The sequence below is a fragment of the Sphingobacterium siyangense genome, from assembly GCF_023277505.1.
Lineage (GTDB): Bacteria > Bacteroidota > Bacteroidia > Sphingobacteriales > Sphingobacteriaceae > Sphingobacterium > Sphingobacterium siyangense.
Map to the genome: position 1 here is coordinate 3,489,791 of NZ_CP080574.1, position 23,156 is coordinate 3,512,946.

The window sequence follows — 23,156 nt, forward strand, 5'->3', positions numbered from 1 at the left end:
ATCACAAATGCATCAATATCCAGTAAACTGTCATAAATGAGATTCAACGATTGATAATCCCTTTTTTTTCATAGTTTTGAATCATTAATACAATAGATTGTTCAATGCTTTCTACACAGAATTTGACAATTTATTAAGCATAAATATTAAAACGATAAAATCACTAAAACTGATTTAAAAGCAAACGTATTCTATGAATAAAAAGATAATCTTAGGAGTGACTGTGGCATTGGCTGCCGGAATTCTTTCCTCATGTAACAACAACAAACCGAAAACAGATCATACTGCAAATACGACCCAGGAAGCCAGCGCTGAAAGCCATGACCATGCAGGTCACGATCATGCAGGCCACGACCATAGTCAAGCTGCACCAACGCAATCTTCCGACCCTGCAGCCATTCTCCCTAATTTCACATTTTATCAGCTTCGTTCGGGCATCCGTGTTACGCAGGAAAACGTTGCCAAAGACAAGAATACCGTTTTTATCCTATTTGATCCAGGATGTAGTCATTGTCAACATGAAGCTACGGAGCTAGAAAAGAATATTGATCGTATAAAAGACGTCAATATCTATTATATTTCCATGAATGACCCGGCATTAGTATTAGGTTTTTTTGACACATTCGCTCCTAAGCTATCCAAAGCATCTAATGTAGAGGTATTGATTGATAAAGACCAAACGTTTATACAAACAATCCATGTGCCTTCACAATTTCCGGCAAATTATGTGTATGGTGCGGATGGAAAGCTAAAAGCGCATTGGGAAGGTGAAAAAAATATTAACGAAGCAATAAGCCAATTTCATAAATAATCTGAAATGCTAAACATAGCAATCAATGGATTCGGACGTATCGGTAGAAATACACTACGTAATATCTTTTTAAGGGGGGCTTTCGATGAACTGAATGTCATCGCTATCAATGATCTGACAGACACCAAGACGTTGGCCCATCTATTTAAATATGATTCTGTACATGGTCCTTTTCCTGGTACTGTGACGCACGACGACAAACATATTATTGTCAATGATCTTTCCATCTTGGTCACCAATGAAAAAGATCCCGCGGCATTGCCTTGGAGGGAGCTTCAGATTGATGTTGTCATAGAATCTACGGGGTACTTTACCAGTCGTGACAAAGCGTCGTTGCACTTGGAAGCTGGTGCAAAAAAAGTGATTATTTCCGCACCGGCACAAGATAAAGACATTCCAACAGTGGTATTGGGCATTAATGATCGTGTCATTGATTTATCTGCTTCGATTTTATCCAATGCCTCCTGTACAACAAACAATGTTGCTCCCCTAGTTAAAATATTGGATGAAAATTGGGGCATCAAAGATGGCTATATTACCACGGTCCACTCCATGACTGGAGACCAGAATCTTCACGACGCACCACATAAAGATTTAAGAAGAGCGCGGGCAGCATCGTCGGCGATCATTCCAACAACTACTGGTGCTGCTAAGGCGATAACCAATGTCTTTCCACATTTGCAGCATAAATTAGGGGGTGCAGGCATACGTGTACCTGTACTCAATGGCTCATTGACAGACTTTACCTGTACACTTGAGAAAGAAACCACGGTAGAAGAAATTAATAAAGCGTTCAAAGCTGCAGCAGAAAACGATTTAAAAAATGTATTATTTTATACAGAAGACCCCATAGTTTCGGTAGATATCATCAATAACCCCTATTCATGTGTATTTGATGCCCAGTTAACCTCGGTAGTGGGTGGTCTGGTCAAGGTTGTGGGCTGGTATGACAATGAATTTGGTTATTCTAATCGTTTGGTTGACCTCCTGATCAAGATCGACAAGCTTGTATAATCAGCTGCCCCTGCAGCATCTTACGATAGGTTCCGGTATAAAAAAAGCGTCTTTGCCAGCTATAGTTGACAAGGACGCTTTTTTCTTCACGCCTTAATTTTACATTTCCCCTTCTACGCCTAAGCCAAACAACGCAAAATCATACTTGACCGGATCCAGCGGATCTAGTAGGCGTAGATTAGCCGTTAATTCCTGGGCTATTTTCCAATTCACTTTATCCAATGTAATTAGACCAAATTTACGGGCAACGCGCTCAACATGAACATCGCACGGACAGATTAGATCTTTTGGGGACAGACGGTGCCAAATCCCAAAGTCTACCCCTTTTGTATCTTTTCTGACCATCCAACGTAAAAACATATTGATCCGCTTGACGGTTGACTTCTGTGCTGGACTACTAATGTGTTTCCGTGTGCGAACAGGATAATCAGGCAACGAAAAGAAATAGGTTTTAAAGGCATTCAGTGCCATTTCTAAGTCAACCTCCTCCCTGTTCTCCTGCCCTACAAGAAAAGCATCTTCTAAAGATTCGAAATGCTGATAGTGATGCTTAAAAAAAGAAACAAAATAAAGAATATCGGTATCATTGAACGTGCGGTGTTTAAATCCCAGTAAGGTTTTTAAATCCTGCTCTTGGTGATTGACGATATAATCGTATGGTGAACCATCCATTCGAGCCACCAGCTCGTTGCATTTATTGATAATCGTCTTTCTTTGCCCCCAAGCCATAATGGAAGCCAAGAATCCCATGATCTCAATGTCCTGCTTCGCTGAAAATTGATGCGGAATGGATACGGGATCATTTGGAATAAAACCAGGTTGATTATATTCATCAACTTTCTTATCCAAGAAATCTTTCAGATCAAAATCAACTGCCATGCTAATCCTTATCTTCCTGTCTGCAATATGCCTTTACAAATCTTTGCGATCAAGCCTGGACCTTCGTAGATAAAACCGGTATAAACTTGAATAAGACTGGCTCCAGCATCTAACTTCTCTATGGCATCTTTCGCCGAATGAATCCCCCCTACACCAATGATAGGAAATGCCTTGTTGGACTTTTCACTTAAGTAGCGAATAACTTCTGTTGAACGCTTGGTCAAAGGACGTCCACTTACCCCGCCCGCTTCATTAATAAGTTCCTGTTGACTCTTTAAGCCTTCTCTTGAAATTGTTGTATTCGTTGCGATGACACCTGCAATTTGTGTCTCCAATACGATCTCGACGATATCATCCAATTGACTATCCGTCAAATCAGGTGCTATTTTAAGCAGAATTGGCTTCGGAGCTATTTTAGCGACATTGAGGCTTTGTAAAGTATTTAATAGATGTTTTAAAGGTTCCTTTTCCTGCAAATCGCGTAAGCCCGGTGTGTTCGGGGAGCTCACATTGACAACAAAATAATCCACGTAGTCAAACAATGCATTGAAGCAATAAATGTAGTCATTGACAGCTTCTTCATTAGGCGTCACCTTATTCTTACCGATATTCCCCCCTATTAACAATCCTTTTCGATCCTTTAGATTTTTCAATCTTGTGGCAGCAACGTCTGCCCCTTGATTATTAAATCCCATTCTATTGATCAAAGCTTCATCGGAAACAAGTCGGAACATCCTGGGTTTATCGTTGCCCGGTTGTGGCTTAGGAGTTACCGTTCCAATTTCGATAAAACCAAATCCCAAATTAGTCATATCTGCAATATATTCCGCATTTTTATCAAAGCCAGCCGCAAGGCCCACAGGATTTTTAAATTTCAATCCAAAGACTTCGCGTTCCAAACGTGGATCTTCCACGGTAAAAAAAGCGTTCAATAATTGTTTGGCGCCCCAAATTTTTGAGAAAACATTCAATCCACCGGTCACTTTATGGTGAGCCGTCTCCGGATTCATTGTAAAGAATATAGGTTTGACTAATTTATACATAATCGCAAAGTTACTCAAAGAAGAAGAAATATTCATTACTTTTGTACTTTTGCAGTTGAAATGATATCAATAAATAATTTAACATTTGAAATAGGATCTCGCGCTTTATATGACGAAGCAAACTGGCATATCAAACCAGGAGATAAAGTTGGCTTGATCGGTGCCAATGGTACAGGTAAATCGACTTTACTTCGCCTTATTGTCGGTCAATATACGCCCACATCAGGAACGATTTCCATGGCGAAGGACCTTAAGATCGGTTATTTAAACCAGGACTTATTGTCGTACCATTCTGACAAAAGCATTCTGCATGTTGCCATGGAAGCTTTTGAGCGCCAAAATCAATTACATGCCGAAATCGAAGACTTACTCCACAAACTAGAAACAGATTATTCGGATGACATCCTGAATAAACTAAGCGATAAACAAGTAGAATTTGAGGCCTTAGATGGTTATAACATCGAATTTAAGGCCCATGAAATCCTTGCTGGTCTAGGTTTTTCGGAAGAAGAACAAAAAAGACCATTGGCCACTTTCTCTGGAGGATGGCGTATGCGGGTTATGCTTGCCCGTATCTTATTGCAAACTCCGGATATTCTGTTACTGGATGAGCCGACCAACCACATGGACTTACCTTCCATCAAATGGCTGGAGAACTATCTGCAAGCATTTGATGGCGCCATTGTGATTGTTTCCCACGATCGATATTTCCTTGACCGCATCATCAAGAAAACGGTAGAATCACGTAAAGGAAAATTAACACTTTATGCAGGTAATTACAGTTTTTATCTTGAAGAGAAGGAATTACGGAATGAATTGCAGGCCAATCAGTTTAAAAACCAGCAAGCCAAGATAAAACAGGAAGAACGTTTAATTGAGCGTTTCCGCGCTAAGGCTTCCAAAGCCAAAATGGCGCAGTCGCGGATCAAAGCGTTGGATCGCTTGGAGAGAATTGACGATGTTGACGATGACAATCCTACAGTAAACTTCAGCTTTAAATTTTCAAAACCTTCAGGTCGTCACGTTGTGACGTTGGAAAATATTTCCAAGTCCTACCCTAACCTGGAGATCTTAAAAAATACCTCAGCAATTATAGAAAAGGGTAATAAGATTGCACTAATTGGTGCCAATGGTAAAGGTAAATCTACCCTCTTACGTATCGTGGCTAACGCGGATCACGAGTTTGAAGGAAAGGCAGAACAGGGACACAACGTTTCGCAAACATTTTTTGCACAACATCAGCTGGAAGCCTTACATCTGGAAAATTCCATCCTTGCCGAGTTACAAACTTTTGCACCGAAGCATACAGAGACCGAATTGCGCTCCATTCTTGGATGTTTTCTATTCACTGGAGACGATGCTTTCAAAAAGATCAAAGTACTTTCCGGAGGCGAGAAATCACGTGTGGCTCTTGCAAAAGCATTAACCGCAGACGCGAACTTCTTAGCGCTCGATGAACCTACCAACCACTTGGATATGCAGTCTGTCAACATTCTGATCCAGGCTTTGCAGCAATACGAAGGTACATTTATCGTTGTATCCCACGACCGGTATTTCTTGGACAATGTAGCGAACAAAATCTGGTACATTGAAGACAAACAGATCAAGGAATACCCAGGTACTTACCAGGAGTATGAAGAATGGGCTGCAAAACGCGTTGTGAAGACGGAGGTAAAAACCGAGAAAAAAGTCAAGGAAGAACCCAAAGTAAAGAAAGAGAAGCAACCACTTACGGAAGATAAGACACGTTTGTTGAGCAAGAAAAATAAGGAGCTAACGTCTTTTGAACAAAAAATTGAGGAGCAGGAAATTTTAGTCAAAAACTTAGAATCGAAGCTTGCGGACGAAGCGGTTTATTCGGATGCGACTAAGTTACAGGAAACTACACGTTCTTACAACTCAGCAAAGGCATTATTGACACAATTCCAGGAGAGTTGGGAGCAGTTGGCGGAAGAAATCATGGATTTGGAAAATGATTAATTTTTTTGGCTTAAAATCAGCTTATTAAGCATTAGAGCGTGATTTTAAGCCAAAATTATTTGCAGGAATAGGATTAAAGCCCTACTTTTGCATCACTTCAAACAAGGAACGGTAGTTCAAAAATAAAGAAGTAAGATTCCGTAGCTCAGCTGGTAGAGCAATACACTTTTAATGTATGGGTCCTGGGTTCGAATCCCAGCGGGATCACAGAAAAAAGCTAATCGCAAGATTAGCTTTTTTTGTTTTAACGGAGTAAAATTCGAAAGACCGGTCTCTATTTTCTGCTTTTGGAAGCTTAGGGATATGCGCGCGTAAACCAATCCAAAGAATACTAATAGAGATAATAGATTCTGCTCTCTATTTAAAGGTTTTTAAAAGTCGTGATATTAATTACTGCTTTTTTCTCAGCATCGGAAGTCATGTTTTTGATCTGATCTCTCCTGAGCAAATTATTAATGTCCCTTACTTTGCCTTTTTCCTGTCCATCAATAACACTATATTCTGTTTGCGGATGCTTGATCCGGCTATTGCATGTAATTTTTTGGAAAGCGTTAGATACAGCATAAAACATATGAAGGCGATTAGAATATCGGATATTTAATTAGCTTTTCTTGTTTAACAACATTACCTTAGATATTGACAGCTTAGTTCATAAAATAAATTTAAAAATGAGAATTGCCCTATTTGGCACGCAGAAAGTAGGTAAAACCACCTTAGCAGAAGAGCTTCTAGAAAAGCTTCCCGGATATACACTGGAAGTAGAACCTTACTATCAGCTGGAATCATCGGGGCATGAATTCCTTGAAGAACCCACTGCCGAAGACTTCGTTGAACAATTTAACTACTCTGCCCAGCTAATTTCACAAAGCGGAGACAATGTAATATTCGATAGATGTGTACTCGATATCTTAGCTTATCTGTATATTCTTGATCCAAAGAAAAATATTCAGTTCCTTTTTGAAAAGACCTTTGCTATATTGGCCGAAATTGATCTTTTGGTGTTTGTCCCCATTGAAGACCCCGATTTGATACCTTGCCACAAGTCGGATCTACCCAAACTTAGATCTAAAGTTAATGATTTACTCCGCGATTGGATTGACGACTTTGGTATACAAGCTATTGAAGTAAACGGCCCATTATCGAGTCGTAATAACCAGATACTTGTAAAAATTAAATCCTGAGATGTTAGATTTTTATATTATTGATGATAAACAAGTAAAACCAGATTTCCCTGAAAAGGCAGGATTGGTTTTCGCTGGACAACTTGACGAAAAAACTTTCAGCAGTCTTCAGCGAAAAGGCATAATCGCCACACGATTTGACTATTATACGGATTTCAGGCTGGATACTGCTCTGATTAAACAAATTGAGCAAATTATACTAAACAAGGGACTCCAAATGGATACTGACATAAATAGCTTCATCCAAATACTTGACATTGCAAGTAACAAACAAAGTGGTTTAATTGCCTATAGTGATTAAACATATCTTTTGCATGAAGCGCGGTCCCTCCTTCGCTAAAACGGATCGTTTGAGCTCCCTATAAAGTTCATAAACTCAATTTTGGGCTCAACAGCAAGGTTTTTATCTCTTTGTTCCTGAAAAAGGACAAAGCTCGGTATTCTCAGCAATTGATACTGTATCTCTTTATTCTTATATTGGGAAATATGTACGAAAGTATTGCTTTCACCACCCTGCAAAATAGTATACAGGAATTGTGTTCCATCTAACTTCCTGAAATCTTTGAGAAAGCTTTCAATCATTTTTTTATTCATGTGTACATAGTCATCATGGACACTATAGGTTACTTTAACAACGATCATTTCTTTTATTAATTTATGTTTATAAATGCACAGCGGAATTTTCAATGCGCAAAGGGAGCTTCTCGATTTCACGTAAACTGACAGTCGAAGAAAGCCTTTGTGAATTGGACAACAAGATATGAAAAATTTGGGTCATTGGATCTCGGAATGTACAATCTATAAGCATTAAAATGCCGGCAGCTGAGTGTACCAGCAATAAAAATTGTGAATCCCCATAAACGATTCGGTACATCACAAAAAATGAGACTAACCATCGGGATTTTGATACGATTTGATCAAATTTAAACCTGTTATTTCATTATTTTCAGCCATTCATTCAATAACATTTATAAACAGTTAGCAAGTCCATAGACATCTTCGAAATACAATCAGAAGCCATGAACAATAAAAACCTTTCTAAAAAGCCACACTATCCCATTTTAGACGGACTACGAGGCGTCGCTGCGATTATCGTTGTAACCTTTCATCTCACGGAGCCATTGGGAACAGGACATCTCGATATCTTGGTCAACCATGGCTATTTGGCCGTTGACTTTTTCTTCCTTTTATCTGGATTTGTAATCGGCTATGCCTATGATGATCGCTGGCATAAAATGTCTATTGGTACCTTCTTTAAACGCCGTATTGAACGCCTTCAGCCGATGGTTATATTAGGTATGACTCTTGGTGCAATAGGCTTTTATTTTACAGATTCTACAATCTGGCCACTTATTCACACCGTTCCGCTCTGGAAAATGCTTTTGGTCATGCTCATTGGTTATACGATTCTTCCAGTTCCCCTCTCTTTGGATATTCGAGGCTGGCAGGAAATGCATCCGCTCAATAGTGTCGGTTGGTCATTGTTTTTTGAATATATTGCCAATATGCTATATGCCATCGGTATTCGCAAACTATCCAAAACAGCGTTAAGCATTTTGGTCTTTATTGCAGCTGTGGCACTCGCCCATTTGGCGATCACAAGTCCTACTGGAGATGTTAGCGGTGGCTGGACATTAAATGCTGAACAAGTGCGGATAGGAATCACCCGCACCATGTACCCTTTTTTTGCGGGACTCCTGCTATCCAGAATAACGAGCCCGAGCCGTATCCGACATGCTTTTTTATACTGTAGTATTTTAATCGCCATTGTATTGTATATGCCTCGTATAGGTGGAGCAGAACAGCTCTGGATGAACGGGATATATGAGTCGGTATGTATTATCATTGTATTCCCCCTGATCGTTTACCTGGGGACAAGCAGCATATCAAGCAGCAGATTAGAAAACAAGCTTTGTAAATTTCTGGGTGACATCTCGTACCCGTTATACCTCGTACACTACCCTTTCGTCTATTTTTATGTTGCCTGGATCAGCAACAATAAGGATATGACGCTTATAAAAGCTTTGCCTTATGCCCTATTGATTTTGGTAGGAAGTATTACAATGGCCTATGTAAGCTTGAAATGGTATGACGAACCTGTCCGCAAATGGCTCAGAAAGAAACTGGGTTAATGTATAAAAAATTTGCCGGCATAAGAGGCAACCGCTAAAAATAGTGCTATTCAATACACCTGTTTAACGTTCCAGTATTCTTCGAATAGCTTGTTGTTCATGCCGTAACAACAAATTAAGTTCGTCGGGACTAACAGTCGACTTTGCAGCAATAAACAATACATTTGGGTAGTCAATGAGTTTTTCTTGCAATAATTTCGCTCGCTTCATGTGAAAATCTGAGGTAATCACGATGAAGAGATCCGGAGAGATCTTTTTGATGATCTCTTTTGATAGCATAAAATCTTCGTCAGTATTTGTGGATAGTACACATGGAAGTAAATCTTTCTCTGCGACACCTCTTTCCATAAGATAAGCTTGAGCATAAGCGCCATGCGGCTTTTCTGTCCGATTGAAATGTTCACCCATGCCGCCGGTACACAAAATTGTAGTCCCTTCATTATGACAATAGAAATTATAGGCACATTCATTTCTATCTAATGCCATAACGCTGAGATTCCCCTGCTCATCATTGGGTGCGCCCAACAATAATATCAGGTTTTTAATTTTTTCCATACGATTTAAATATTCATACAATCAAATGTAATAAGACCTGGATGAAAAGCAAGTAAGAAGTCGGTTAAATTTTATCCAGCCATTATTAACTCTCAACCATTTCATGCTCAAATAAATTAAAATGTTACAAAACATTTTTCAAAGTTGATTAATCAATCGATTGACTAAACTAATTGTGATAAAAGTTTATTTTTTTACACACCAATAAAAGATGCCTTATTTATATTTATTGATACACAATATAAACCATTATGAGAAAACTTTTAAATCTAATGCTTGCAACCCTCGCTTTAGGGGCTGCATCCTGTAACAAGACCTTGGTAAATACCGAAGAAAGTGTCGAAACTCTAAAAGCAAAAACATCAACTAGCTCGGTAACAAATGAATGGAACAGTAATCCCTACAAGCTGAACGTCATCTATTTTGTTCCAAATGATGTGGATTCCATTCCCAACTTCAGAAAGCGTCTTAGCAAGATCCTGTTGGACGCCCAAAATATGTTTGCAAATAATATGGATCGCGAAGGCTTCGGCAGAAAATCCTTCGGATTGGATCTGCTCAATGACAGCCTGATTAATATCCATTACATCGCTGGAAAATATGGCAAAGCTACTTATCCGTACTCAGGGGGCAGCGGCGCTGTGAAAGCCGAAGTGGACAGCTATTTTAATCAAAATCCGTCAGGAAAAAAAAGCGAGCACAATCTAATCATTATTCCAACCTACAATACAGATCCAGCTAATCCGGGAGGCCCTCCATTCTATGGCACAGGTACCAGCTGCTACGCATTAGATTATGTAAATCTGGACGCTAAAAACTTAGGAATAGGCGGTGATATTGGATGGAAAGCAACTGTATGGATAGGTGGAATGATTCACGAACTGGGCCATGGATTAAATGCCAGCCACAACAGAATGAACAAAACGCTAGCGCCAACTTTAGGTACCGCATTAATGGGCTCAGGCAATTCAACCTACGGAATATCTACAACCTCTTTGACCGGTACCACAGCGGCAACATTTAACAATAGCCAAGTATTCAGCCCTGTAGCAAGAAGTGACTGGTATGCTTCTGCATCTGCAGAAATAACATCCATGTCATCAAGCTTTGTGAACAATAAGATTATCATTTCGGGGAAATTTACAACAACAAAACCAGTCAATGACATTGTTGTTTGGCACGATAGGGAGCCTTTTGGAGTGAATAACGATTATGATGCCGTACAATGGGCTACAAAAATAATAGGCCAGGATAGTTTTCGATTTGAGTGCCCATTAGCTGATTTTTATGATCTGACAGGAAATTATGAAATGAGAATAGGATTTCTCCATGTCAATGGAAGCCGTACTACCTTAGGATACGCTTATAACTTCGTTAACAATATCCCCGATTTATCCAAGGTTGTGACCTATACATTGTTACCGACCACAGGTTGGTCAATTGTAGCTAGCGATAGTAATGAGCCTGGATCACCGGCAAGCAATGTATTGGATATGAATAGAAGTACAGTCTGGCATACTCCCTGGTCGTCCACTCAAACTCCGCAGCCACATTTCTTCGCCGTCAATATGGGTGCATTACGTACCGTAAAAGGAGTTGCTTTCCGTAACCGCGACAATTTAAATGGAGCGATGAAAGATGTCAATATTTACTCAAGTACAAATGGTATAAGCTGGACGTTGATCAAAACGACTCAGTTGAGCAAAGTCGCTGGCTCCTGGATCAATGTCGATCTTAATACATCCATTACCACCCAATACCTTAAAATAGAATCCACAAGTTCTTGGGGTGATTTCTTCTATTCTCATCTTGCAGATTTTGGTGCATATTAAAATTTAGATCGATAGAATATAGGGCCGATATCGCAAATAATATCGGCCTTTTCTAGCTTTGATCAACACCGAATAAGTGAGATTCATAATTGAGGGTAGCAAATAATTTTATATTTTTAGTAGATCATACTGACTTTGACTTATCAATAAGCTAGAAAAAACGATCGAAATAATCACTTATCACTAAAATTAGGATGAATAGACAAGAACTGATCAAAACTTTTTCTGACAACCACTATACGGTTATTGCCTATATCCAGGCATTACCTGAGCCTCATTTTTCATATCGTAATCATGAAAAATGGACGGCTGGTCAGCAGCTAAAACATATTCTCTTAACGCTTCTACCCTTTCCAAAGGTACTTCAGTCAAAAGATTATATAGCCCAAAAATTTGGATCCCTGCAACGCGCAACCTGGGACTACGACACGGTGCGTAACAATTATCTCAAAACAAGCCGGCAGGCCCCAAGTCAATTTTTGCCTGAAGAAATCCTGCCCGCACAGAAAGAGGGGCTGATTGCGCAACTGGAAGAAGTATTGGCTACAATCAATCAGCTATTTGTACTGTACAATGAAGAGGAGCTCGATAGCCTGGTTTTACCACATCCTCTACTCGGCAAACTCAGTATACGGGAAATGTTTTTTCTGATGAGCTATCATCCCTTACACCACCTGAATCAAATCAAGGAAAACTTGGTCTCATTCAATCAATGAGCTACACTTTATTCATCAGCTTTTCATCGAATCAGTGGTAATGGTTTTGTCTATTCTCTTGTATGGACCATATCATATAAATCAAAGCCTTCAGCCCAATAGTCTTTATGGATTTCCCTTAGTATAAAACCATTTTTCTTATAAAATCCGAACGTGAATTGAGAGGTACCGACTTCGATCTTTTCAACCTGATGATGGGTGTACAGAAAGTCAATACGGTGATGCAATAGGTTTTTTCCAAAACCAAATCCGTGATATTTTGGATTTAAAAAACTCCAGCTCAAAAATCCTGTGCGCTCATCATCAGAAAAACCTACTCCACCGCCACCAATAATTTGCCCGTTAACCAGTGCAACAAAATACGTCTCCATTTCCTGGTCAAGATATTCTGTGAAATCAGCAACCTCGCTCTGTGCAAAGTACTTCGGTATATTCATATGAAGAATATCGATCAGCTTATTTCTATCCTGAACATCATATTTCCTAATTTCCAAATACTTATCCATAATTGGTATGATTACAAATCCCTGTCTATTGTTAACTTACATTTCCTTTGAAGTTTATTAAATATAATAATAATTTAGTGTGTTTTTATTGCGCTATTTCCACGCCCAATGATTGGCCATATTTTTCCCAAGAAACATTAAAAACCATCGCTATTGGCTTGATTTTTGATTAATTTTACGGTCGCACTGCGGTAAGCAGATGATCATTAAATACCCAATATGCAAAAACCTCAAAAGGATATTCCGATTTTTTTTGAAGCATTAAATCAGATGCCGATTGCAACTGCCATTTATGATAATTCGAACCTCAATATCGCATTCGCCAACTCGCGAATGCTAAATATGTGGCGTACAGAAAACGAAATATTTGGACATTCCTTTGGAGAGGTTTTTCCGGTTTTTACCCAAGAAGGATTTACAGATATACTCCGTAATGTCTGGGAGAGCGGTGTCACCTACAAGGCATTTGAAACCCCTGCAACGATCATTGATCGTGATTTCAAGATCAAACGTTATTTTGATTTTGAATATAGGCCCCTCTTTGATAAGCGTGGCCGAACTTATTCCATCCTCCACACAGCCACAGATGTCACGCATAAGATACACGAAGAGAAACCTGAAGATCAAGAAAATATAACAATCAATCCCGCAACCAACCTGCGCATGATATCCTATACGCTATCACATGATGCTAAAAATCCTTTGGCTCTTGCTAAATTGGGTATAGGTGTACTAAAAGAACATTTGGATATGCAGTCCAATAGACGGCTCGAATTGTATGATGTCATTGATCAATCACTTGAAAACATTGCTGATATTATCGACAAAACGGTCGAACTGAGTCTTGCTCCAATTAACAGACTACGGAAACAAGCTCTTCGTTTAGATCTTAAATTGCCCAATTGGTGCCGGGAAGCCAAATTACTATACCGGAGCCCACATACTGAACTTATCTTTGGCGATCTTTTTCCAGTAAACAGTGATCAAAATGCAATCTACCAAATCTTTACAAACTTGATCAACAATGCCGTCAAATACTCTTCGGCCAATAAGAAAGCAGCGGTGCATATCTATAGTGAAAAAGTAACGAACGGTGTGTTATATATCATCAAAGACAATGGTATCGGTATTCCGCAGCATGAACTCGAAAATATCCGCATGGAAAGACTCCGTGGTTCAAATTCAACGGATTACCAGGGAAAAGGCATCGGATTGTTTATCGTTCAGGAAATTCTTGAAAGACTCAAAGCGCAGATGGCCATCTTCAGTAAGGAAAACCAAGGAACCGAAATCCGTTTATTTTTCCCAAATTAATCAAGCGACGTAACCCTTTTATCTTCCTTTCATGGCAGATTTTACCAATCTTAACCTGCTTTCAAGAAAAATCATTGTTGGACTGCTGATTTATGGCTAATTTTGAGTGTTTAGAAATTGTAAGCAAAATCAGACACGTCTCTATGAATAATTTTCGTAAATATTGGAAACTATTTTCCCATATTGGTGCACATCCGGGCATGTCATACATCGATTTCAAACGTGTGCACATGATAAATTTGATTGCATTGTTATGTTTATTTCCGACAATTTTCTTTTCAATCCTCAATCTTATCGACCACCGCTATGTTTTATCGGCGATTAATTTCTCCAATTCTATATGTTCGTTTACGGTCCTTCTGCTTCAATATTATGGGAAACACAATATCGCTAAGGCAACACTATTGACAAGTAATTCTGTGTTTTTCTTCGCTGGGGCGCTACTTTATAAAAATGGCGGTGAATATTTTTTATTGTGCACTTTGATTGTCTCGATGTTAATGTATGACAACCGAAAGATCCATATAGTCCTTTGTATTACGGTAGCTTTCCTGATTTTACTGTTATATTTGCTTCCTGATATACTTCCCCTGAGCCAACAAGTTCCACGATCCAGATCTGTTTTCAATATTATCAATGCACTTGCTTTCATGGTCGTTGCGGTCAACTTCTTTCTTGATATCATCTATAAGAATATGAAAAAAATTGAGCAGCAACGTCTCAACTTAGAATCCATGAATCGGGACAAAGAAAAAATTTTTTCTATTATCGCGCACGACATCAAAAGTCCTTTTGCCAACTTGGAAGCACTGGTATTTATGTTTCGTAATCAAATGCTCGACAGTACGGCATCCCAGGAATATATCCAACAGATCTATCAGCAGATTACGCAACAGAATCAAGCTTTGGATGATTTGCTGCAGTGGGGCAGCAGCAGTATGCAAGGTATGAATACTAAAGCATCACCCCAATTGATCAAACCTATGATACAACAAATTATTAAAGTTTTTAATGAGAACACACAATCTAAACAACTAAAAATCAATATTAATATACCTAACAACACGCAGATAATTGCCAATCGCGATCATACCATCATTATTTTACGCAACCTGATTAGCAATGCAATCAAATTCAGCTATGTGAATGGGAATATCAACATTTACACCAGCATGGATGAAACCTATACACATATTCATATTCAGGATGAAGGAATAGGAATTAACCCTTCGAAGTCAGCCGCACTTTTTAATGAAATTCAGCAAAAGTCCTTTGGCACTGAAGACGAGCCCGGATCGGGTGTAGGCCTAGTCTTATGCAAGGATCTTATTGAACGAAACAAAGGTGTTGTGAACATCAAAAGTACACCCAATAAGGGATCGGTTTTTACAGTTGGATTGCCATCCTGCCCCAGCCATAAGCCGCAAACCAATGTCGAAGTGCCTACATGCTGTTAACTCAAATATAGGTTTAGAAATTTTTTGTAATATTATTTCCGGTCGAGAAACTTTATGTGCTTCAATATAGGTTCATTTTTGTAGATTTACCCCTAATACACATTGACGCAAAGGAAATATGGAAGTAAATGCCAATTATGTATATAAAATCATCGACACACCAGTTGGTCCTATACACTTAATCGCTACCGAAAAGGAACTTTCAGGTTTAGTTTGGGCGAACAAGGATTATATCCGCACAAAACTTCTTACAGCAACCTACAATGAACAAGCTCCAGTTTTAATACAGACAGAACTGCAGCTGAATGAGTACTTTGCAAAAAAAAGAAAGATATTTGATATTCCGCTTGATTTTCAGGGAACAGCCTTTCAGATCAGGGTCTGGGAAGTGCTTTTAGGTGTTCCCTATGGTACGACCAGGACTTACGGTCAACTGGCGCAGCAACTTGGCGACAGCAAAGCCGTCCGGGCCGTTGGTGGCGCGTTGAATAAAAATCCTATAGCCATCATTGCCCCCTGCCATAGGATAGTTGGTACCTCGGGCAAGCTTGTTGGCTTTGCCGGGGGCATTCGCAATAAGTCTATCCTGCTGGACCTTGAACAACACGATCAAACCCCAACACTATTCGATCTTTAACGCTGATTATTAGCCTTGGAGCATGTTATTCCTGCGGTATACCAACCATTTCAGGGAATCTTTGAATTGCCGATGAAGAGAAAAAAAATTGCATCTCCGCTTTTGTAATTAAAACTATATCTTTATGAAAAGAATTACACGGTCACTATGATAGAGAATACGTTTGGAATGGATATAATGCCTGAAAATGAACATGACAGACTGAATGCCCTCAGACGCTATAAAATAACTGGAACCCCTTCTGAAGCCAGTTTTGATGGAATTGCAAAATTAGCCACACAAATCTTCAATGCCCCTATTGCATTGCTCTCACTGGTGGATGCAGAATCTGTCTATTTCAAAGCAAATATTGGCATGGGCACCACAAAGGAAACGAATCGAGGGCAAAGCTTGTGTAGTCTAGCTATTCTGGACAAGAAAGTAACGGTCTTTGAAGATACACTGAAAGAAGATATCCTACTGACCAATCCAAATGTAATTGGTGATTTTGGACTACGGTTTTACGCAGGTGCACCACTTATTACGCATGATGGTTTTATGATCGGTTCACTGTGCGTCATCGACAAACATCCGCGCGCTTTCACTGCAGCTGATCGACAGATATTAGAAGGTCTTGCTCGAACCGCAATGGATCAAATCGAGCTTCGAAGTTCTTCCATAGATAAAATTGATGAGCTTGAGGGTGTCAATATTACTATGGCAACCATGCAACAACGGCTGCTCGAGCTTAATGACGAGATGGAGCTTGCCAACAATGAACTTTATCGTACCAATAGCCAGCTCAACAAATCCTATGATTTGACAGTGCTGCTCAACAAAAACCTCAAAAAAAGTGAACGTCGATTCAGATCCTTTATAGATAAGGCCCCAATAGCCTTTGCGATTTTAACAGGCCGTGAATTAGTCATTGAAGTTGCCAACGATATGATGCTCAAACTCTGGCGCAAAACAGAGGTTATTCTCGGCAAACCACTAGCACAAGCACTTCCGGAATTACAGGGACAGCCTTATTTGGGGATATTGGATGATGTCTTTACTACTGGCCAAAATTATATTGGAGACACTGCCTACGCAAGACTTGAGTCTATGGGAGTATTGGGCGACCATTATTTTGATTTCACCTATGAGCCGTTGAAGAATGATGAAGGTGAAACGGAGTCTATTATTGTCATCGCCAATGAGGTTACGGAGCGTATCAAAAGAAACGAACACCTTGAAGCCCTCAACTATCAGCTAGAAATTGCATTAAAAGCTGGTGAACTCGGTTCTTACAATCGCGATATAAGAACAGGTAAAATGGACTGCTCGGAAACCTGTAAACTCAATTTTGGCCTCACTAAAAACGATCGCTTTGACTATGACGTCCTCACGCAAAGCATCGTCCCGGATCACCGCGAAATGGTCTATCAAAAAGTTCAGGATGCTATCCAGAACAAGACCACTTATCACGCTGAATATCTCATCCGTTGGCCTGATGGATCGTTGCATTGGATCAATGCGTCGGGTCTTCCCAAATACGATGCAGAAGGTAATGCGACTCACCTCATTGGTGTAGTGGCGGATATCACAAAACGGAAAAATTATGAGTCACAAAAAGATGATTTCCTGGGTATTGCCAGCCATGAACTAAAGACGCCCGTCACGGGATTAAAGGGAACGATTCAACTGCTGGAACGATTCAAAGACAAAACTGGAAGTGACATCATTTCAAGACTTATTGATCAGTCTGCTGTCAATATCAAAAAGATCGTTACACTTGTTGACGACCTGCTCAATATGCATCGAATCAGTGAAGGGCAGCTTCATCTCGAAAAAACTACCTTCAAGGCATCAAAGATACTTACCTCCAGTTGTCACAATATCATATCCCAAGGCAACCATCAAGTTAATATTACCGGCGATCTCGATGCAGATATCTTTGCTGACGAACAACGTCTTGAACAAGTCCTTGTCAATTTTGTCAATAATGCCGTTAAATATGCCCCAGAATCGAGAGAAATCAATATTACGGTTGAACAACTGCAAGATCGTATCAAAATAACCGTTAAAGATCAAGGTGAAGGTATTAATCCAGCAGTACAGCCTTTTATTTTTGATCGATATTATAGAGCTAATCACGAAGGTAAATCTTACTCGGGGCTTGGACTGGGGCTCTATATTTCCGCTGAAATAATCAAAAAACACGGGGGTCAGATAGGAGTTGATAGCATCGTGGGTTTGGGCAGTAGTTTCTGGTTTTCCATCCCACTCCCGACAACAGAAAAATAAACGCAAAAGAGCCGGTTTTTACCCGGCTCTTTACTATCAAATCCTACGTGCTTATTGACAGACTGCTTACACTTACGTGTAGTAGTCCGGCATTTGAAAATAGACTTAGGCTATCTCCTCAACCGTCGCATCAGGCGCATTCTTCTTGACAGATTCAATGCCATTTTCCATACCACTTGCGCTCTCATACATCTCGCTGGTTCCAATAATTTGGCCATTGGTAGCCTTGAGATTGAAGTAGTGCTTACCGTTCGTAGAAGTTTTACGATCAAATTTGTTATCGTCCTGAGCGTTCTTTTTTACAGATTCAACGCCATTTAAGCAGTTTGCTTTAGTTGTATAGCCTTCACTGCTTAAAATCACCTGTCCGTTTCCAGCTTTTAGATTAAACTGGAATTCTCCATTTTTCCGTGTTTTTACTTCAAATTTACCCATTTTCTCAATTAATTAAATAAATATGTGGTTATCGGAATTAACTTCCATACTAAAGGTAATACTTTTCAATGTTTTTATTGTAAAACAACGATTAATTTTTTTATCATCAATAAGGTACATACTTCCTATAAATATGTACTAACAGATTCAACGTCACAGTACGAAAGACAGTTTAATCTCTTAAAGCGGTTAAATCTTGTGTAGGAGCCGGCAAATTCAGATCACTTATCGCCGTATAGACAGATTCATCGACTTTAAAACCCCATTTTCTAAAAAAATCCGAAAGATCTTTTTGTGCAATCTGACATGCCGACAGCATAAAATAGCGCATTTTCTCTGCGTCTGTTGAAACTGTGGGTCTATTCTCGCGGGTTCTTTTGCTAAGTTTAATGTAGAAATCATCACCAAATCCTAGCCAAAGCTGATGAAACATAATCATTTTCAAATCATTATCTCCTGAATTAAAGTTGCGGTCCGCGATGTTTTTCTGAAAGTAAGTCGTCAATTTAGGCCAGGAATTATTGGCAGTCACCCGGCTTACCGGCAATCCAAATCCCCTTTCACTGGCTAGAGAATAGACATTCACGGTTGTTTCTGTCAGATTGCCCCAGGTCCAAGCTTTTTGTTGATAGGTATGCCCTACTTCATGCCATATTCCCCATCCATTTGTATTGGACAGGTATTTTGGCTGCAACATACGATAAGATAAAGCATCGGTAAAATAAATTGAAATACCGGCAGCCATATAACCACCTGCACTCGAATCTCTCACGGTAATCAGGTGTTTATTATATGGTATGGCATGGACTCCACTCGTACCATTCAAACCACTGATACGATTGGAAAAACCAATAATTGAATCCAGTCTATCCACAATAAGCTGTTGATCTTCGTTCTTATACAATAGTGCATCGGCAATTTTGGTTACCATAATGGTGTGATCTGACGAGAAGACGACATCCGGCACGGTATTTTTCAACGAATCCAATGTAGCTACCCATTGTTCATGGGTGGTAATTCCCTTTTGAAAGTAAGGCACCGGGATAAAGCCATTGCCAAAAGAAAGCTCTATTTCTCCAGTTGTTGTGTAGTTATCAGCTGTATAAATCACATAAACCAAGCCCCCGTATTGGTCCACTGTGAACGTTTGCGTACCTGCCTGCAGATTGAAATACTGCCGCACTGGTCTAATATTGTCTCTAAAAGGCGTCCCGATCGCCAAGCGTGCTGCTGTCGTCCCCGAGTTGACTTTCACTTTTATGGTTATAGTACTGTTTGGTGCCACATAAAATCCGGTCATTTGCATTTCATTATGATTTGCTCGAAACTGAAGTCTATCAACCTCAGTTGCAGCGGAAGGACTTACTTTAAATAGTTGGACCGAATCCGCTATTGCTAGGGATTCTGCGCTGGAATCGTTCAGTAAAGTGTACATTAAGCTCCCATCCTTCCGGCAGGAAGTAGTCATAGCGATCACTAAAATCGCGATTAAGGAAAACACGGTCTTTCTCATAATTTTTAACTAAAGTTTATAAATTGTATTAATTGTCCACCCTTCTTTTAGATCACCCTTCAAAGCCTCAGCGGCTGTTTCGAAGTTTTTATTTTTCTGATCGATTTATGGTTCATCGAAACTTGAAAACCAGATGATCCATGCAAAGAATTCACTTCACCTTCAGCAAAGTATTTTAGTTCATAATCTAAAAGCAAGATATAATATATTGTACGGAAAAATAATCAACCACTCCACATCAAACGTTTGCACAATCAACGAAAACCTTTTCGCTTTGATGAATTTCAAATAATTATTAAGAAAATCTGTTTTAAAAAAATGATAAGAAACAAGTACCCCCCTTATTCTCTACTGCTATAGAAGCTAGATGTTATTCAAACTAATTACACAGCCCCAACGCTATTCCCTCGAACACTACATCATAAGGGATTAACATGGCAGCACATAATCATCGCATCTGTTACCATCAATAAAATTATATATCATTCTCTTGACGTAGATTAATCATTACGTGAAGCTTAAAACCTCCTAAAAAAAGTATAACCAAAAGTTATAACCCGCCTATTTCTTTACCTAACTTTTAATACATATAACAAACATAAACATCTATACTACAAAGAATAATGAAAAATAAAATCATAAAAAAATAGCAGTCAAAAATTAGATTAAAAAAAGCTATTTCTCTATTATTGGAATCAGGTTTTTATCCATCCGCCTATTTTCCAGTGAGAGTCTGCTGCAGGTTAGTTTTACCACAATCGGTGATAAAAAATTATAATTTTAAAAAGCGAATCGTTAAATTCGAACAGTACACTATGAAATTAATACGCTAATTTTGCTTGCATTCAAACAAGATTGATGGAACACTTAACCTAAACTATAGCCCTATACACTATAGTGCGGCAATAACGAGCGATTATCTTAAAACATGAAAAACTACATAAAGGAACAAAACGAAACGTTAAATCAATTGGATCAAAATTCAGCATTGCTACTAGCAGAACACCCCATTCTAGTAGAATTTAAAAATCTTATTCACCAGTATCCCCAGAATCACTGGGACCTCCAATTCTACTTGAAAAAGCTCAATATATCAAGAATAGCGTTACATCGATTGACGCTTTCAAGTAATGAAACTTCACCCAGCACGATCGTCAAGGAAATTGTTGCAGGTGAGATTGCCAAAAAACTAGCTTCTACGGAGATTCCGATTAAAGAGTTGACTTCGTATTATGGTTTTAGTTCATCAGCATCATTAACACGGTTTATAAAAAAGCATACTGGTCTTAGTCCGCGAAAATTTAGAGCATTAAACGCATTGGATTATGTTTAGACTTGTCCAGCGACTATCTCTCATTTCGATAGTTAAAAATTGAATATCTTTAGGTAAACCTTTTTACGATGTTTCATGATACTCATGCATTTACCAACATTTAATATTTATTCAATAAGGCTGCACAGTGGATAAAAATCAAGATAGTGCAGCTACTGCTTTTTGATAAGCTTGTAATTATTCAGCGATTCGTCCTTTTGAACAGTATACTGATCTTTGAGTTGCATCACCCAACCCTCACCCTCTATTCGCTGTCCTTCGATTTTAGTAGGCCTACTAACGGTTATTTTATCCCAATTGGGCGCCATGAGCGCCCCACTTTTGACATCTAGAATCCCCCAGTTATCGGTGATCCTTATGGTTGGATAAACAGTTCCCAAATCTGTGATTGGGAGGATATTTCTCGGATCGAAAGACACATTCATTTTCTCAAATTTAATGGTCATATGAGGCTGTTCCACAAACAAGGAACGATATAATGCAATTTGCTTCTTTATTTTTTCCGCTCGTAATTGTTCCTCTGTGAATATCTGTTTTCCATTATATTCCGCTGTAATGGCTTTTACTGTTGCTGCAAGATCTTTCGGAAGTTCAACGTTCAATTCGCGCATAAAGAATACAGTTAAATCTGTATTTACTGAAATCTTTTGATTCCAAAGCGAATCCTTTAAACTCATTATATATCCATAGATGGGCGTGGTATTGTAGGCAAAAGACCTTACATAAGTGGGATTCTTGAAAAATCTGTCTATTACATCAATGAAATGTTTTTTTGTTTTTTCTTTATCTCTCCCACTGATCATTACTCCGGTATACTCTGCAATCCCTTCATTAAGTTCCAATTGATTTTCAATATGGGCAGAGCCTGGAAAAAGTGAATTTCGATACTTCCGAAAAATCAAAGCATCCTTCAAGTGCATTCGTTGTTCATCTTGCGCGTCTGAACAAACCGCCTTTTTAAGCGCCTCCAATTCAAAACGTAAGTATATCCGTCCATTCTCTTGATCCAGATGGGTACTTTCGCTGTTATTTTGAACGAAGCCCAAAGCCGATTGTGCGGAATGAAACAATTCATGAGCCAACAAATTGATCCGTGCATAATAACCTTTAGATAAAGGCAACATAATCATCGCCCAAGTGCGGCCATTCCACGTTAAAGACGTATTGGCAATATTTACACTGTCGGGCAATTTACCAATATAGCTATTTTTATATTGCACAAACGAACTATCGGCACCAAAGTTATTACTAAATAGCTGTCGTGTCTGAGGCTCCACCAAAATAATATCACCATATAAATCCCTATTCCATAACGAATAACCAATTTTAGTTGCAGTTTTAATTTCACTAAAATATTGAACGATACTGTCTGGCTTTGTCTCCTTAGATTCTTGTCCAAGCGCTAATGCACTGAGCAAAAGATATAGAAACGTTATAGATATTTTCTTCATTAAACACTTGTGAAAACGGTTATAAATGATATTTTTTAGTTAAAAAGAGATTATTAGAATTTGACAAACATCTTCTTTTAAATCCCTAAAAATACATTA

22 protein-coding genes and 1 tRNA gene are annotated in these 23,156 nt (G+C 39.0%); 14 read left to right on the forward strand and 9 right to left on the reverse strand.

Annotated features, from left to right (window positions below; genetic code table 11):
- Positions 1-193: 193 nt before the first annotated feature.
- Both K2F45_RS14380 and gap read left to right on the forward strand, forming a co-directional pair.
- Positions 194-811, forward strand: coding sequence for a TlpA family protein disulfide reductase (locus K2F45_RS14380; protein ID WP_075992786.1), 618 nt, complete (start codon positions 194-196; stop codon positions 809-811).
- Positions 812-817: 6 nt separating this feature from the next.
- Positions 818-1,825 (forward strand): type I glyceraldehyde-3-phosphate dehydrogenase, encoded by a 1,008-nt coding sequence (gap, locus tag K2F45_RS14385; RefSeq protein ID WP_075992787.1) that lies wholly within the window; start codon positions 818-820, stop codon positions 1,823-1,825.
- A gap of 99 nt (positions 1,826-1,924) precedes the next feature.
- Here the strand turns inward: gap and K2F45_RS14390 are convergent, their stop codons facing one another.
- Both K2F45_RS14390 and K2F45_RS14395 read right to left on the reverse strand, forming a co-directional pair.
- Positions 1,925-2,704, reverse strand: a complete 780-nt coding sequence (locus K2F45_RS14390) for a TIGR02757 family protein (RefSeq protein ID WP_172840696.1) — start codon at positions 2,702-2,704, stop codon at positions 1,925-1,927.
- A gap of 8 nt (positions 2,705-2,712) precedes the next feature.
- A complete protein-coding gene (locus K2F45_RS14395) occupies positions 2,713-3,747 on the reverse strand; it encodes a quinone-dependent dihydroorotate dehydrogenase (RefSeq protein ID WP_075994823.1) in 1,035 nt (344 codons plus the stop codon).
- A gap of 60 nt (positions 3,748-3,807) precedes the next feature.
- Between K2F45_RS14395 and K2F45_RS14400 the strand changes: the two genes are divergently transcribed.
- On the forward strand, positions 3,808-5,727 hold the full coding sequence (locus K2F45_RS14400) for an ABC-F family ATP-binding cassette domain-containing protein (protein ID WP_248931740.1): 1,920 nt from the start codon (positions 3,808-3,810) through the stop codon (positions 5,725-5,727).
- A 134-nt stretch (positions 5,728-5,861) separates the two neighbouring features.
- Positions 5,862-5,934, forward strand: a tRNA-Lys gene (locus K2F45_RS14405).
- A 154-nt stretch (positions 5,935-6,088) separates the two neighbouring features.
- On the opposite strand, the gene K2F45_RS14410 is transcribed toward K2F45_RS14405, so the two are convergent.
- A complete protein-coding gene (locus K2F45_RS14410; RefSeq protein ID WP_075992790.1) occupies positions 6,089-6,298 on the reverse strand; it encodes a hypothetical protein in 210 nt (69 codons plus the stop codon).
- 97 nt (positions 6,299-6,395) lie between these two features.
- Between K2F45_RS14410 and K2F45_RS14415 the strand changes: the two genes are divergently transcribed.
- Together K2F45_RS14415 and K2F45_RS14420 are read left to right on the forward strand one after the other, a co-directional pair.
- Positions 6,396-6,908: an ATP/GTP-binding protein gene (locus tag K2F45_RS14415; protein ID WP_075992791.1), complete on the forward strand. Its 513-nt coding sequence runs from the start codon at positions 6,396-6,398 to the stop codon at positions 6,906-6,908.
- A 1-nt stretch (position 6,909) separates the two neighbouring features.
- Complete coding sequence (locus tag K2F45_RS14420) at positions 6,910-7,209, forward strand: hypothetical protein (protein ID WP_075992792.1); 300 nt, start codon at positions 6,910-6,912, stop codon at positions 7,207-7,209.
- Positions 7,210-7,244: 35 nt separating this feature from the next.
- Here K2F45_RS14420 and K2F45_RS14425 read toward each other — a convergent pair whose 3' ends face one another.
- Entirely contained in the window at positions 7,245-7,550 is a 306-nt protein-coding gene (locus K2F45_RS14425; RefSeq protein WP_075992793.1) for a hypothetical protein, read from the reverse strand.
- Positions 7,551-7,927: 377 nt separating this feature from the next.
- On the opposite strand from K2F45_RS14425, the gene K2F45_RS14430 reads away from it, so the two are divergent.
- A complete protein-coding gene (locus K2F45_RS14430) occupies positions 7,928-9,040 on the forward strand; it encodes an acyltransferase family protein (protein WP_248931741.1) in 1,113 nt (370 codons plus the stop codon).
- A gap of 63 nt (positions 9,041-9,103) precedes the next feature.
- Here the strand turns inward: K2F45_RS14430 and K2F45_RS14435 are convergent, their stop codons facing one another.
- The gene (locus K2F45_RS14435; RefSeq protein WP_075992796.1) at positions 9,104-9,595 is read right to left on the reverse strand and encodes a YdcF family protein; all 492 of its coding nucleotides are present in this window, start codon (positions 9,593-9,595) and stop codon (positions 9,104-9,106) included.
- Positions 9,596-9,846: 251 nt separating this feature from the next.
- On the opposite strand from K2F45_RS14435, the gene K2F45_RS14440 reads away from it, so the two are divergent.
- Complete coding sequence (locus tag K2F45_RS14440) at positions 9,847-11,427, forward strand: discoidin domain-containing protein (protein WP_248931742.1); 1,581 nt, start codon at positions 9,847-9,849, stop codon at positions 11,425-11,427.
- A gap of 194 nt (positions 11,428-11,621) precedes the next feature.
- Complete coding sequence (locus K2F45_RS14445; protein ID WP_075992797.1) at positions 11,622-12,143, forward strand: DinB family protein; 522 nt, start codon at positions 11,622-11,624, stop codon at positions 12,141-12,143.
- A gap of 50 nt (positions 12,144-12,193) precedes the next feature.
- Here the strand turns inward: K2F45_RS14445 and K2F45_RS14450 are convergent, their stop codons facing one another.
- Positions 12,194-12,649, reverse strand: coding sequence for a GNAT family N-acetyltransferase (locus K2F45_RS14450; RefSeq protein WP_248931743.1), 456 nt, complete (start codon positions 12,647-12,649; stop codon positions 12,194-12,196).
- 219 nt (positions 12,650-12,868) lie between these two features.
- Between K2F45_RS14450 and K2F45_RS14455 the strand changes: the two genes are divergently transcribed.
- The 4 genes from K2F45_RS14455 to K2F45_RS14470 all read left to right on the forward strand — a co-directional run bounded on the left by K2F45_RS14455 (position 12,869) and on the right by K2F45_RS14470 (position 18,325).
- Entirely contained in the window at positions 12,869-13,963 is a 1,095-nt protein-coding gene (locus tag K2F45_RS14455) for a sensor histidine kinase (RefSeq protein ID WP_075992799.1), read from the forward strand.
- Positions 13,964-14,106: 143 nt separating this feature from the next.
- A complete protein-coding gene (locus K2F45_RS14460) occupies positions 14,107-15,420 on the forward strand; it encodes a sensor histidine kinase (RefSeq protein WP_248931744.1) in 1,314 nt (437 codons plus the stop codon).
- Between the two features lie 118 nt (positions 15,421-15,538).
- On the forward strand, positions 15,539-16,057 hold the full coding sequence (locus tag K2F45_RS14465; protein WP_248931745.1) for a methylated-DNA--[protein]-cysteine S-methyltransferase: 519 nt from the start codon (positions 15,539-15,541) through the stop codon (positions 16,055-16,057).
- A gap of 147 nt (positions 16,058-16,204) precedes the next feature.
- Complete coding sequence (locus K2F45_RS14470) at positions 16,205-18,325, forward strand: ATP-binding protein (protein WP_075992802.1); 2,121 nt, start codon at positions 16,205-16,207, stop codon at positions 18,323-18,325.
- Positions 18,326-18,430: 105 nt separating this feature from the next.
- Here K2F45_RS14470 and K2F45_RS14475 read toward each other — a convergent pair whose 3' ends face one another.
- Positions 18,431-18,760 carry a YegP family protein gene (locus K2F45_RS14475; RefSeq protein WP_075992803.1) on the reverse strand — a complete coding sequence of 110 codons (330 nt, stop codon included), beginning with the start codon at positions 18,758-18,760 and terminating at the stop codon, positions 18,431-18,433.
- A 172-nt stretch (positions 18,761-18,932) separates the two neighbouring features.
- Positions 18,933-20,273, reverse strand: a complete 1,341-nt coding sequence (locus K2F45_RS14480; RefSeq protein WP_075992804.1) for a M60 family metallopeptidase — start codon at positions 20,271-20,273, stop codon at positions 18,933-18,935.
- Positions 20,274-21,201: 928 nt separating this feature from the next.
- On the opposite strand from K2F45_RS14480, the gene K2F45_RS14485 reads away from it, so the two are divergent.
- Positions 21,202-21,606 carry a helix-turn-helix domain-containing protein gene (locus K2F45_RS14485; protein ID WP_075992805.1) on the forward strand — a complete coding sequence of 135 codons (405 nt, stop codon included), beginning with the start codon at positions 21,202-21,204 and terminating at the stop codon, positions 21,604-21,606.
- Between the two features lie 152 nt (positions 21,607-21,758).
- On the opposite strand, the gene K2F45_RS14490 is transcribed toward K2F45_RS14485, so the two are convergent.
- A complete protein-coding gene (locus K2F45_RS14490) occupies positions 21,759-23,057 on the reverse strand; it encodes a hypothetical protein (RefSeq protein ID WP_248931746.1) in 1,299 nt (432 codons plus the stop codon).
- Between the last annotated feature and the right edge of the window lie 99 nt (positions 23,058-23,156).

Coding starts and splice junctions, on each gene's coding strand:
- K2F45_RS14380 (WP_075992786.1), top strand. CDS start 194: ATGAATAAAAAGATAATCTTAGGAGTGACTGTGGCATTGGCTGCCGGA.
- gap (WP_075992787.1), top strand. CDS start 818: ATGCTAAACATAGCAATCAATGGATTCGGACGTATCGGTAGAAATACA.
- K2F45_RS14390 (WP_172840696.1), bottom strand. CDS start 2,704: ATGGCAGTTGATTTTGATCTGAAAGATTTCTTGGATAAGAAAGTTGAT.
- K2F45_RS14395 (WP_075994823.1), bottom strand. CDS start 3,747: ATGTATAAATTAGTCAAACCTATATTCTTTACAATGAATCCGGAGACG.
- K2F45_RS14400 (WP_248931740.1), top strand. CDS start 3,808: ATGATATCAATAAATAATTTAACATTTGAAATAGGATCTCGCGCTTTA.
- K2F45_RS14410 (WP_075992790.1), bottom strand. CDS start 6,298: ATGTTTTATGCTGTATCTAACGCTTTCCAAAAAATTACATGCAATAGC.
- K2F45_RS14415 (WP_075992791.1), top strand. CDS start 6,396: ATGAGAATTGCCCTATTTGGCACGCAGAAAGTAGGTAAAACCACCTTA.
- K2F45_RS14420 (WP_075992792.1), top strand. CDS start 6,910: ATGTTAGATTTTTATATTATTGATGATAAACAAGTAAAACCAGATTTC.
- K2F45_RS14425 (WP_075992793.1), bottom strand. CDS start 7,550: ATGATCGTTGTTAAAGTAACCTATAGTGTCCATGATGACTATGTACAC.
- K2F45_RS14430 (WP_248931741.1), top strand. CDS start 7,928: ATGAACAATAAAAACCTTTCTAAAAAGCCACACTATCCCATTTTAGAC.
- K2F45_RS14435 (WP_075992796.1), bottom strand. CDS start 9,595: ATGGAAAAAATTAAAAACCTGATATTATTGTTGGGCGCACCCAATGAT.
- K2F45_RS14440 (WP_248931742.1), top strand. CDS start 9,847: ATGAGAAAACTTTTAAATCTAATGCTTGCAACCCTCGCTTTAGGGGCT.
- K2F45_RS14445 (WP_075992797.1), top strand. CDS start 11,622: ATGAATAGACAAGAACTGATCAAAACTTTTTCTGACAACCACTATACG.
- K2F45_RS14450 (WP_248931743.1), bottom strand. CDS start 12,649: ATGGATAAGTATTTGGAAATTAGGAAATATGATGTTCAGGATAGAAAT.
- K2F45_RS14455 (WP_075992799.1), top strand. CDS start 12,869: ATGCAAAAACCTCAAAAGGATATTCCGATTTTTTTTGAAGCATTAAAT.
- K2F45_RS14460 (WP_248931744.1), top strand. CDS start 14,107: ATGAATAATTTTCGTAAATATTGGAAACTATTTTCCCATATTGGTGCA.
- K2F45_RS14465 (WP_248931745.1), top strand. CDS start 15,539: ATGGAAGTAAATGCCAATTATGTATATAAAATCATCGACACACCAGTT.
- K2F45_RS14470 (WP_075992802.1), top strand. CDS start 16,205: ATGATAGAGAATACGTTTGGAATGGATATAATGCCTGAAAATGAACAT.
- K2F45_RS14475 (WP_075992803.1), bottom strand. CDS start 18,760: ATGGGTAAATTTGAAGTAAAAACACGGAAAAATGGAGAATTCCAGTTT.
- K2F45_RS14480 (WP_075992804.1), bottom strand. CDS start 20,273: ATGAGAAAGACCGTGTTTTCCTTAATCGCGATTTTAGTGATCGCTATG.
- K2F45_RS14485 (WP_075992805.1), top strand. CDS start 21,202: ATGAAAAACTACATAAAGGAACAAAACGAAACGTTAAATCAATTGGAT.
- K2F45_RS14490 (WP_248931746.1), bottom strand. CDS start 23,057: ATGAAGAAAATATCTATAACGTTTCTATATCTTTTGCTCAGTGCATTA.